Raw genomic sequence first — 11,301 nt, 5'->3', positions numbered from 1 at the left:
GAAAGAATATACTCGAAGAAAATAACGCACAATAAAAAGAAAGTTAGAAAAATGGATGGGTGGTTATGAAAATAAAATATCAAATAGAAAAATATATGATTTTATTTGCAATTGGAGGAATGGCATATTTTTTACTGGAAGTTTTGGTACGTGGATATTCTCATTATTCTATGTTTTTATGTGGAGGAGCATGTTTTCTTTGTTGTGGACTTTTAAATGAGAATATGAAGATAAAAATGAGCTTTATCAGTCAGATGGTTTTATCAGCTTTGATCATTACGGCACTGGAGTTTATCACAGGTCTCATCGTTAATATATGGCTGAAAATGGATATATGGGACTATTCACAGCTCCCATATAACTTTATGGGGCAGATCTGTTTGTTATATTCCATATTCTGGTTTCTTGTATCAAGTGTAGCGATCGTGCTAGATGATTTTTTGAGATATAAAATATTTAACGAAGAAAAACCACATTACAAGATTTTTTGATTAATGGATATGACAGGAAAGCTATCGACATTTTTAAGAATTTCTGCTAATCTAATATAGGTATAAAAATAGATTGGAGGAATAACAAAATGAAAATTACAATGGGAAGGACAATGAAGATCGTTGTAGTGGTTTTGATCGTAGCAGTTCTTGCGTTCGTTATGCTTTCACCATATTCTTTTGAAAAATATACTGCATCATCCAAACTGATTCAGGTTACATCAACAGATACTGTAACAAAAGATGCTAATGGAAAGAAGAAGCAGCAGGTATACTCATTTAAACAGGGAGATAAAAAGTATACAGAAATCGTAAATGTTTTAGATCAGTATTCTTATCACTATACAACAAAAACATTAACGAATTCATCCCAGATGGGAGAATCAAGTAAGCCACAGATGATCATGTTATTTGGAAAGAAGATGCTGGTTATCAGTGATTCAGGAGAAATCCTGTTAGACGATCATGTATACCGCATGGGATATTCTGGCGGAAAAGATGCTAAAAATATGATGAAAAGCATTAATAAGATTTTAAAAAGTAAATAAAATAATATAAACTATATAATAGGTAATGGAGGAAGACAAGATGGGATTTGAACGTCTTTATAAGAATTTGATCGACATTATCAAAGAAGAACAGGCAAAACTTGGATTTCGAAGAGAAGCAATCCGTTTATATTATCCTTTAAGTTCCTTAAATCATTTCTTTGAAACAGAATATAGTGAAGAAGAGATGTTGAATAAACTTCAGGAACTACCGGATTTTATTAAGGAGACATTAGGAGATATCAAAGTTACCAGTAAAAAGGAGAGATTTTGTTTCCATATTCCAGAAGAAGGAAGCAGTTATGTTCATGACAACACAAAGCCAAATGAATTTATTAAAGAGCTGGTGGAACTTGTTGGACAACATGGATGTAAGATAGAAGATATCATTGCACTATTTAAAGAACATAATAAAGATATCGTTGTAGAAGAAATCAACAATGGAGAATTCGATTACCTGATCCGTTTTCCGAAAGAAAATGAAGATCCATATTATTATTGTTTCCACGATGAAGGATGTCATATCATCTATCATCGCTTTTTACCAGCAGATTATGAAGATTTTGATTTTTAAGACAGTATTCTTGCAGTCACAAACAAAGAGATCAGAGACAAACTGTCTAAATGGAATGCAGACATCATGGGAAGTGATATGGATTCACAGAGCTAAAGAAGAATTTGAAAGCGAAGAAGGAAAAGAAGCTTTTGAAATCTCTTGGAATTGAAGGAGAATATTCAGAAGGTGCGAAACGTAAAGATAATTGGGTGTATTATGTTGAATAAATTAGCCAGTACCATTTAACATACATACCCATAGTGGTTTCGATAACCAAAAAAGCCTGAAGATAATCAATTCTTCAGGCTTTTTTGCAACTTTATATTTATTTTTAAGGTAGGTAGGATAGCAAGTTAAAATTTAAACTGCTTTATTGTATTGTTGTATATTTGTTAAGTATATCTTACAGATATTCGTGATCTGCAAGTACGTTTAAGATGTTATGTCCTTCCTGAACACCATCAATGATTCTTCTAGCACGAACACTATCACCAATGTTAACAATTTCAACGTTAGTATCAGCGAATGCTTCACGGATTTCATCAAGAACAGGAGCGTTCGCTCTCATTCCTAAGCATACGAATCCATAGTCAAATGGCAGATCTTTTTCTTCTCCATCAACTTTTACTGTAAATGCATCAGATTTCACTTCGCAAAGAGCAGTGTTAGTCATCTGGTTTACATGATGTTCTCTCATTAATGTATTTGTTCCACATTTAGATACTGGATCTAAGTCTTTACCGATCTGAGGCATCATTTCTACGATGCTTACCTGCGCACCTTTAGGAGCGAAGTATTCAACAACGTCAAGACCTACAGCTCCACCACCAACTACAACGACTTTCTTACCTGTGCAGTCTTCTGGATAATCAGCTAAGTGGTTGATCATTCCTGTGATAGAAGCTACTTTAGATCCTTCTTTGTCGATGTGGTCATGTAATCCTTTGATTGGTGGAAGTAAAGGATTAGAACCTGTTGAGTTTACGATAATGTTTGGGTGCAGTGCTTTAATTAATGGCAGAGTTGCTTCCTGTCCTTTGAAGATAAACAGGTTTGTTAATTTAGAAGCACGGTTTACAAGGTAGTCAGGGAAGTCTCTTAAACGTTTCTTATCTGGAATCTTAGAGATTTCAACGGCTAATCCACCAAGATGATCATTCTTTTCGAATAAGAATGTAGTACATCCAACTTCAGCAGCTGTACAAGCAGCTTCAAGACCAGCAGTACCACCACCGATAACAACTACGTTACAAGGTTTATTTACTTTTTTCTTTTTATAGTCAAATCCAGAGTTTACAGTAGGGTTTACTGTACAACGGATAGGACGGTTAATTCCGATACGGTTTCCAGCACATCCAATGTTACAAGAAATACATTTTCTGATCTCATCTTCACGTCCTGTAGCGACTTTTTTCACCCAATGAGGATCAGCGATCAGTCCACGACCCATACCGATGATATCAGCATCACCACGAGCTAAGATATCGTCAGCAACACGAGGATCACGGATGTTACCCATAGTTACACAAGGTTTGTTGTATTTTTCTTTCACAGCTTTTGCCATGTAAGATCTCCAACCATCTTTTAAGTAGTTCGCATCAATCTGGAACTGAAGAGAACCATTTAATCCAGCGGATACGTCAAATGCGTCAACTTCTTCCTGGAAGTAAGAAAGTAACTCTAAAGTATCTTCTAATGTGTTTCCACCTTCCATCAGTTCATCAGCACTGATACGAACGAAGATAGGGAACATAGGACCAACCTGTTTACGAACTTCTTCAACAACTAATTTTGTGAAGCGGGCACGGTTTTCTGGACAGCCACCGAATTCATCTGTACGTTTGTTAGTTGTAGGAGACATAAACTGGCTTAATAAGTAAGAATGTCCTGCATGAATCTCAACACAGTCAAATCCACAAGCCTGTGCACGAGCAGCAGCTTCTCCGTATTTTTTAACGATTTCATAAATTTCTTCTACTTTCAGAGGACGAGGAATTTCTCCACCTGCTTTTGATGGGATATCAGATGCAGATACTGGCTGCATGTTTGTTCTCTTAGACTGAGCAGAAGCACCAGCGTGGTTTAACTGAACACCAACGCAAGCTCCGTGAGCGTGTAATGTTTCACATAATTTGAAGAAACGAGGCATATAGTTGTCATGATCGATACGGATCTGAGTTGTTCCGTTAGATCCAAGTGGTGAATCAACACTTGCGTTTTCAACCATGATCAGACCAACTCCGCCTTTTGCTCTTTCTGTATAGTAATCAATGTGTAAGAAACTCATTTCTCCTGTCTGTTCACCATAGTTAGTTCCCATTGGTGTCATCATGATGCGGTTTCTCATTGTCATGTTCTTAATTGTTAATGGTGTGAAAATGTTTTTATAGTTGCTTTTCATTAGAATTGAACCTCCAAAAAATTAAATCCAAAAAATCAAAAAATTAAATTCCATATAATCCGAGGTTGTTAGAATCATAAAAATTGGGTGAATGATTTATGATGACTTTAGTATAACACACGGTTAATTATTTAACAAATAAATCTTTTTTAGAGAATTAATAAAAAATATCTATAGTTTCTTTTGTGAATTCAATAAATTTACGGACAGCAGGGATCATTGGCATATTTTTAAGATAAGCCATATAAACAGTGTGGTAAGGCTTTACATTACTAAGATGCAGGATTTCTACATCATATGCCTGTAATGATTCTACATGTGCAACAAAACCAATCCCAAAATCTTCTGCAACAAGGGAAGCGATGGCATTTTCATCCGAAGATTCAAAAGCGATAGACGGTTTGATATGGTTTTGTTTATAAATAGAATTAGTAAAACGTCCAAGACCAGAAGTCTTATCATAACCAATGACTGGATAATCCAGCAGATCCTCTAAAATGAGCTTCTTTTTATATTTTAAAGGATGCTCTGGTGGGGTGATGATCACCATTTCTTGATTAACAACCGGAACAAACTCAACTTCCGGTTCATCGGCAACGAGAGAACCAAAAACGACATCATATTTTTCATTTTTCAGATCCGCAATCAGATTTTTTGTGATCTCCTGGCTTAGAGAAAACGTGATTTCATGATTTTCCTGCTGATTTAAGAAATTGCGTACCAATCTTGGAATATAACTTTTGGCCAAAGGAAATACATATCCGATATCAATATGGCCGCTGGAACTGCCAGCTAAGGACTTCATCTTATTCTCTGCAATTTTGATTTCTTCTATAATACGATTGACATGTTCCAAAAAGATAGAGCCGTATTTGGTAAGTTCGATATTACGACCGTTTTTCTGAAATAAAGAAACACCTAATTCTTCTTCAAGATTAGCGATCGAACGGCTTAAACTTGGCTGAGAGATATTTAATTCTTTGGCTGCCTGGTGATAATGTTGTAATTGTGCAACTTTTTGAAAATAATACAGCTGATTTAAATTCATACATACCTTCCTTATTACAATAATTAATGGTTAAGTTCATTATAACATGATTGATAGCTCAAAGCTATCAAAAAACACTAAAAGATATATTGGAAGTATCAATCATTATGGAATATAATATAGCCATAAGGTTGTTAAAAAATTAACTTTTGGGTGAATGAAACTATTAACAAGCATATTATTAAGGAGTAAAAATTATGGCAGAGAGAATCACAGGACATACTGAATTAATCGGATTAATGGCTTATCCAATCAGACATTCAAGCTCACCTGCAATGCACAACGAAGCATTTGCAACATTAGGACTTGACTATGCATACTTAGCATTTGAAGTTGACAACAGCACATTAGAGGATGCAGTAAAAGGTCTTCGTGCATTAAAGATGGTTGGATCAAACGTATCTATGCCTAACAAAACAGTTGTAGGACAGTATTTAGATGAGTTATCTCCAGCTGCAAAAATGGCAGGGGCTGTTAACACGATCGTAAATGATAACGGAAAACTGATCGGACATATCACAGATGGTATCGGATACATGCAGTCATTAAAAGACAATGATATCGACGTGATCGGTAAAAAAATGACAATCGCTGGTGCTGGTGGAGCTGCTACAGCAATCGAAATCCAGGCTGCATTAGATGGTGTCAAAGAAATGTCAATCTTCAATATCAAAGATAAATTCTGGGCGAACGCTGAAGAAACAGTGAAAAAGATTCGTGAAAACACAGACTGTGTTGTAAATCTTTATGATCTTGATGACAAAGAAAAATTAAGAGAAGAGATCGCAGACAGCTACTTATTCGCACAGGCAACTGGTGTAGGAATGAAACCATTAGAAGGACAGTCTGTTGTTCCTGATGAAACATTCTTCCGTTCTGACCTGATCGTAACAGATACAGTTTACGCTCCAAGAGAGACAGAAACATTAAGACTTGCTAAGAAAGCTGGATGTAAGACAATGAACGGTCTTGGAATGATGTTATTCCAGGGAGACGCTGCTTTCCACTTATGGACAGGAAAACATATGCCAATTGACCATATGAAAGAAGTATTAGATATCAAATATGACTAGAGTTTAGTCATAACCATATAGCAAACGAGAGGAATTATAAAAATGGATAAAAAATACATACCAAGTGCCTTAGTTCTTTATCTGAACTATTTCATTCATGGAATCGGGTGCTCAATCTTAAGTCAGCAGGTAGTAAAAGAAATGCTTGCAAGTCAGTGGGGATTAAAAGATGTTATGGCAGTAACATCCATTGCAGCAGCATTAGGACTGGGACGTTTGATCTCCCTTCCATTTGCAGGACCTTTATCTGACAAATTAGGACGTCGTTTATCAGTGATCATTGGATGTGCTTCATACGTTATCTTCTTAGTAGGAATCGCATTTTCACCAAACACAACAATTGCTTATGTAGCAGCTGTTCTTGGTGGTATCGCTAACTCATTCTTGGATACAGCAACATACCCAGCTGTAACTGAAATCATTTACAAATATACAGGTATTGCAACAATGGGAATCAAATTCTTTATTTCCGTTGCACAGTTATTAATGCCTTTCTTCTTAGGTGTTGTAGCAGGAACAAGCATGTCATACTTAATGCTTCCAGTCGTAGCAGGTGTATGCATCGGTATCCTTGGAATCTTAGCAATCTTTGCACCATTCCCAGCGGCATCTGAAAGTGGTAAATCAGAATCTTTCATCAGCAACTTAAAGAATGCGCATTTTTCTATCGAGAGTATTGCATTAATCCTGATCGGATTCACAAGTACAGCAACATTCCAGTTATGGTTAAACTGTGCTCAGACATTTGGTACTGAAATTGCGAAGATCCCATCTCAGAATGTATCTGTTATGCAGACATACTATTCTGCAGGTACAATGGTAGCATTATTCGTAACAAGTGCATTGATCACAAAATTCAAACAGGTTAGATTCTTGGTTATCTATCCAGCGATCTCTCTTGTAATGTTAGCATTAGTTTACATTATTAAGACACCTATGATCTGCTACGTTGGAGCATTTGTCATCGGATATGCAGCAGCAGGTGGAGTCCTTCAGATGGCTACAGCCGTTGTAAATGATCTGTTCCCTAAAATCAAAGGAACTATCACAAGTTTAGTTATGATCGCATCAAGCTTATGTAACTACACAATCTTAACAGCAGCTGCGAAGATGACATCTACAAGTGTAATCATGATGAATATCGTAATTACAGCAATCGGAATCTTATTAGCACTTTTCGTAAACGTACGTTATGGTGTATTATTAAAGAATGCAGAAGAAGCATCTAAAAATTAATTAGTATTGGTAACATGAACTCCCGAGGCTTTTGCTTCGGGAGAGCATTCAGACAATAGGAGGAAAATTGTCAATGAATACAGTAAAAGTAAGAAATATTGAAATCGGAAGCGGAGTTCCTAAAATCTGTGTACCTATCGTAGGTGTTACAAAAGACGAGATCATCGCTGAAGCTAAAACATTTGACAGCATCCCAGTAGACGTTGTTGAATGGCGTGTTGACTGGTTCGAAGGAGTGTTCGAATTCGATAAAGTAGAAGACGTATTAAAAGATTTAAGAGAAGCTTTAGGTGAAACACCAATCCTCTTCACATTCCGTACATCAAAAGAAGGTGGAGAAAAAGCAATCGAAGCCCAACCTTACAAAGAATTAAACATTGCGGCTGCAAAAACAGGATATGTTGATCTTGTAGATGTAGAAGCATTTACAGGCGACGAAATCGTAAAAGAGATTGTAGCAGCTGCTCATGAATGTGGAGTAAAAGTTGTTGCATCTAACCACGACTTTGACAAAACACCTGAAAAAGATGAAATCGTAAGAAGACTTTGCAAAATGCAGGAACTTGGTGCTGACATCCCTAAGATCGCAGTTATGCCAACTTGCAGACGTGACGTATTAACACTTCTTTGTGCAACAGAAGAAATGTATACAGATCATGCAGATCGTCCGATCATCACAATGTCTATGGCAGGAACAGGACTGATCAGCCGTCTTTGTGGTGAAGTATTCGGATCTGCTTTAACATTTGGAGCAGCTAAGAAAGCATCTGCACCTGGACAGGCAGCAGTTAATGACTTAAATAACATGCTTCAGTTCCTTCATGAAAATCAGGGATTATAAGAAAAATTTGAATCCAAATTTGATAGTAAAACAAGGAAAGATTGATGTCTTTCCTTGTTTTTTCTTAAATAATAGATTTTATCTATGAGTCATATAGACAAAAATTATTTGCTGTATGCAAAGTTTTCCGCTATAATTTAGTAGAGCAAATTGTTAAAGTTTTGCCAGAGTTTGTGAAAATAATCACTTTCGTTATAGAAAGTAGAAAGAGGTGTATCATGCTAAAATGGCTTGATGAGAATCTGGAAGAATTTCTGATGGTAGCATTATTGATCGCTATGACGGTGATCATGGGAATTCAGGTATTTGCAAGATATGCACTTGGAGCTTCCCTTTCATGGTCAGAGGAACTGACAAGATATTTATTTATCTGGTCAGGGTTTATCAGCGTTAGTTATTGCACCAAGAAATGTATTTCCATTAAAATTGAACAGTTTGTAGCAATGTTTCCAAGAAGAGGGAAGGCATTGTTCAAGGTGGTGAATCACACGATTGAACTTGCATTGTTTTTGTATTTGATTCCATATGCGGTTCTTTACTTAAAGAGTGCATTTGAAAGTGGACAGGTAAGTCCAGCATGTCAGATTCCAATGTATTATATTCAGGCAGCACCACTATTTAGTTTTGTATTAGTTGCATTTCGTATTATTCAGCGATGGATCATTGAATTCAAGATTGTGATCCGTAAAGATGATAAAGATAAGGAGGATAAATAAATGTCAGTAGCAGTCGTATTTTTACTCTTCTTTATTTGTCTGATCATTGCAATTCCGATTTCAATCGCCCTTGGAATCGTATCTGTACTTCCAGGAGCATTTGATCCATCATTTACAGCAAGCGGACAGTTTGTCATTCGTTCCATGCTTGGAGGAATTGACAGTTTCCCATTGCTTGCAGTTCCAATGTTTGTATTATCTGGAATGATCATGGCAAAAGGAGGAATCTCTAAGAAGATTTTTGACGTTTTTGCGTTCTTTATTGGAAAGTTAACAGCAGGAATGCCTTGTGCAGTAATCGTAACCTGCTTATTTTATGGAGCAATCTCAGGATCAGCCCCTGCAACTGTAGCGGCAGTAGGAAGTATGACAATTCCAATCTTAGTTCGTTTGGGATATGACAAGTCATTTGCAACAGCGATCGTAGCAGTTGCGGGTGGTCTTGGGGTTATCATACCGCCAAGTATTCCGTTTATCATGTATGGTATGGCATCTGGAGAATCCGTAAGTGATCTGTTTATGGCAGGAGTTGTACCAGGATTACTGATCGGAGCTTTATTAATGGTTTATGCCATTTGTTATTGTAAGAAACATGGAGAAGATAAAGAAAAGATTGCAGCAGAGATCGATCAGTTACATGCGAAAGGATTTATCGGAGTATTCAAAGAAAGCTTTTTTGCGATCTTAAGTCCGGTGATCATTCTTGGATGTATTTACACAGGAGTTGCATCTCCAACAGAAGCAGCGGTTATTTCCGTATTTTATTCTTTGATCGTCAGCTTATTTATTTATAAATCCATGAAATTTAAAGATATCTGGGGGATCATGGTGGAAGGTGTCAGAACTTATGCCCCTATCCTATTTATCCTTGCTGCATCCATTGCATTCTCAAGAGTGTTAACATTGATGCGTGTACCTCAGTCAATCAGTGCATGGATCTTAAGCAACTTCCATAATAAAGTTGTGATCTTACTGGTAATTAACGTATTCCTGTTGATCGTAGGTATGGTCATGGATACGACACCAGCGATTCTTATTTTGACACCAATTTTATTACCAATCGTTACAGCAATCGGTATGGATCCGATTCATTTTGGTGTTATGATGGTTGTAAACCTTGCAATTGGTTTTGTTACACCACCAATTGGAGTCAACTTATTTGTGGCATCATCCTTAACGGATATTCCAGTGATGAAGATTGCGCAGAAAGCAATACCATTGATCATTTGTTTTTTGATCGCTTTGCTTCTGATCACATTTATCCCACAGATCAGTCTGGCACTTTTATAAGGAGGTTTAGGATTTCATGAGAAAAATCATAAAAAGATCTGTAGTTGTTCTTCTTGCGGGAGTATTATTATTCAGTTTATCTGGATGCAAGAAGAAACAGAGTAAAGACGAAGTACAAAGATATGCATGGCCGCTTGGAACTTCTAGCCCGGAAGATACCGTAACACAGCTTTATGCAGAGAAATTTGTAAAAGAAGTTTCCAAATTAAGTCATGGAAAGATGAAGATCGAAGTTTATCCAAACAGTACCCTTGGAGGAGATCGTGAGCTTCTTGAGAGCTGTAAAGATGGAGATATTCCATTTGTTGTACAAAATACAGCACCACAGGTAACATTCCTTCCAGATACAGCGGTATTTGACCTGCCAAGTGCATTTACAACGATCAAACAGGCACGAGAAGCTGTCGACAATCCAACATTTTATAAGAAGATGGAAAAAGTTTACCAGAAAGGCGGGTACAAACTTCTCGGATATGCCGATCAGGGATTCCGTGTTATGTCCACAAACAAGAATGTTAAGAGTATCAAAGATTTTAAAGGACAGAAAATCCGCACGATGGAAAACAGCTATCATCTGAAGTTCTGGAAGACTCTGGGAGCAAACCCAACACCAATGACATTCAGTGAAGTTTACATCGGACTTCAGCAGGGAACGATTGATGCACAGGAAAATCCTTATGAAGTAATCGTTTCAAGTAAATTATATGAACAGCAGGATTATGTTGTAGAGACAAACCATTTGCCACACTATATTTCATTGATCGTCAGTGATGAATTCTACAACAGTCTGTCAAAAGATCAGCAGAAGATCATCGATCAGGCATCACAGACAGCAAAGACGTATGCAAGAAAAGCATCTGATGAGAGAATCGCAGATCGTATCAAGATCATTGAAGACAGCGGTACAAAGATTGTCAAATTAGACGCAAAGACACAGAAAGAAGTGCGAGAAGAAGCACAGCCAGTTTACGATGCAATTAAGAAGAATATTTCAAAAGATATTTATAATGCATACTTAAGCGGTGTAGAAAAATAATTGTGCAAAAATAGGATGAATTCTAAGAAAGAAGCATGTAAGATAAAAGTACATGCTTCTTTTTG

Annotated in this window: 11 protein-coding genes and 1 pseudogene; 10 read left to right on the top strand and 2 right to left on the bottom strand. The window is 36.8% G+C overall.

Annotated features, from left to right (window positions below):
- Positions 1 to 65 precede the first annotated feature (65 nt).
- From KE503_RS13330 to KE503_RS13315, 4 genes and pseudogenes are all read left to right on the top strand, one after another.
- On the top strand, positions 66 to 491 hold the full coding sequence (locus tag KE503_RS13330) for a putative ABC transporter permease (RefSeq protein WP_022375415.1): 426 nt from the start codon (positions 66 to 68) through the stop codon (positions 489 to 491).
- 89 nt (positions 492 to 580) lie between these two features.
- A complete protein-coding gene (locus tag KE503_RS13325; RefSeq protein WP_212385508.1) occupies positions 581 to 1,039 on the top strand; it encodes a hypothetical protein in 459 nt (152 codons plus the stop codon).
- Positions 1,040 to 1,079: 40 nt separating this feature from the next.
- On the top strand, positions 1,080 to 1,613 hold the full coding sequence (locus tag KE503_RS13320) for a DUF3877 family protein (protein WP_022375413.1): 534 nt from the start codon (positions 1,080 to 1,082) through the stop codon (positions 1,611 to 1,613).
- A gap of 6 nt (positions 1,614 to 1,619) precedes the next feature.
- Positions 1,620 to 1,822, top strand: a pseudogene (locus tag KE503_RS13315) (diguanylate cyclase); the annotation flags it as partial.
- 176 nt (positions 1,823 to 1,998) lie between these two features.
- Here the strand turns inward: KE503_RS13315 and KE503_RS13310 are convergent.
- Together KE503_RS13310 and KE503_RS13305 are read right to left on the bottom strand one after the other, a co-directional pair.
- The gene (locus KE503_RS13310; RefSeq protein ID WP_212385506.1) at positions 1,999 to 3,996 is read right to left on the bottom strand and encodes an oxidoreductase; all 1,998 of its coding nucleotides are present in this window, start codon (positions 3,994 to 3,996) and stop codon (positions 1,999 to 2,001) included.
- A 157-nt stretch (positions 3,997 to 4,153) separates the two neighbouring features.
- A complete protein-coding gene (locus tag KE503_RS13305) occupies positions 4,154 to 5,044 on the bottom strand; it encodes a LysR family transcriptional regulator (protein ID WP_212385504.1) in 891 nt (296 codons plus the stop codon).
- Between the two features lie 197 nt (positions 5,045 to 5,241).
- On the opposite strand from KE503_RS13305, the gene KE503_RS13300 reads away from it, so the two are divergent.
- The 6 genes from KE503_RS13300 (at position 5,242) to KE503_RS13275 (ending at position 11,236) form a co-directional block, all read left to right on the top strand.
- A complete protein-coding gene (locus KE503_RS13300) occupies positions 5,242 to 6,117 on the top strand; it encodes a shikimate dehydrogenase (protein ID WP_212385503.1) in 876 nt (291 codons plus the stop codon).
- Positions 6,118 to 6,159: 42 nt separating this feature from the next.
- Entirely contained in the window at positions 6,160 to 7,353 is a 1,194-nt protein-coding gene (locus KE503_RS13295) for an MFS transporter (RefSeq protein ID WP_055198530.1), read from the top strand.
- Between the two features lie 73 nt (positions 7,354 to 7,426).
- Positions 7,427 to 8,194 carry a type I 3-dehydroquinate dehydratase gene (gene aroD, locus KE503_RS13290; RefSeq protein WP_055198531.1) on the top strand — a complete coding sequence of 256 codons (768 nt, stop codon included), beginning with the start codon at positions 7,427 to 7,429 and terminating at the stop codon, positions 8,192 to 8,194.
- 218 nt (positions 8,195 to 8,412) lie between these two features.
- Positions 8,413 to 8,910, top strand: a complete 498-nt coding sequence (locus tag KE503_RS13285; RefSeq protein WP_212385501.1) for a TRAP transporter small permease — start codon at positions 8,413 to 8,415, stop codon at positions 8,908 to 8,910.
- A complete protein-coding gene (locus KE503_RS13280; protein ID WP_212385499.1) occupies positions 8,911 to 10,200 on the top strand; it encodes a TRAP transporter large permease in 1,290 nt (429 codons plus the stop codon).
- A 16-nt stretch (positions 10,201 to 10,216) separates the two neighbouring features.
- Entirely contained in the window at positions 10,217 to 11,236 is a 1,020-nt protein-coding gene (locus KE503_RS13275; protein WP_212385497.1) for a TRAP transporter substrate-binding protein, read from the top strand.
- The last annotated feature ends 65 nt before the right edge of the window (positions 11,237 to 11,301 follow it).

This window comes from Anaerostipes sp. Marseille-Q3525 (assembly GCF_018223505.1).
GTDB lineage: Bacteria > Bacillota > Clostridia > Lachnospirales > Lachnospiraceae > Anaerostipes > Anaerostipes amylophilus.
This window is presented reverse-complemented; position numbering and strand designations above follow the sequence as displayed.

What these genes read in the sequence shown, in the direction of transcription:
- KE503_RS13330 (WP_022375415.1), top strand. Translation starts at nt 66, where the DNA reads ATGAAAATAAAATATCAAATAGAAAAATATATGATTTTATTTGCAATT.
- KE503_RS13325 (WP_212385508.1), top strand. Translation starts at nt 581, where the DNA reads ATGAAAATTACAATGGGAAGGACAATGAAGATCGTTGTAGTGGTTTTG.
- KE503_RS13320 (WP_022375413.1), top strand. Translation starts at nt 1,080, where the DNA reads ATGGGATTTGAACGTCTTTATAAGAATTTGATCGACATTATCAAAGAA.
- KE503_RS13310 (WP_212385506.1), bottom strand. Translation starts at nt 3,996, where the DNA reads ATGAAAAGCAACTATAAAAACATTTTCACACCATTAACAATTAAGAAC.
- KE503_RS13305 (WP_212385504.1), bottom strand. Translation starts at nt 5,044, where the DNA reads ATGAATTTAAATCAGCTGTATTATTTTCAAAAAGTTGCACAATTACAA.
- KE503_RS13300 (WP_212385503.1), top strand. Translation starts at nt 5,242, where the DNA reads ATGGCAGAGAGAATCACAGGACATACTGAATTAATCGGATTAATGGCT.
- KE503_RS13295 (WP_055198530.1), top strand. Translation starts at nt 6,160, where the DNA reads ATGGATAAAAAATACATACCAAGTGCCTTAGTTCTTTATCTGAACTAT.
- aroD (WP_055198531.1), top strand. Translation starts at nt 7,427, where the DNA reads ATGAATACAGTAAAAGTAAGAAATATTGAAATCGGAAGCGGAGTTCCT.
- KE503_RS13285 (WP_212385501.1), top strand. Translation starts at nt 8,413, where the DNA reads ATGCTAAAATGGCTTGATGAGAATCTGGAAGAATTTCTGATGGTAGCA.
- KE503_RS13280 (WP_212385499.1), top strand. Translation starts at nt 8,911, where the DNA reads ATGTCAGTAGCAGTCGTATTTTTACTCTTCTTTATTTGTCTGATCATT.
- KE503_RS13275 (WP_212385497.1), top strand. Translation starts at nt 10,217, where the DNA reads ATGAGAAAAATCATAAAAAGATCTGTAGTTGTTCTTCTTGCGGGAGTA.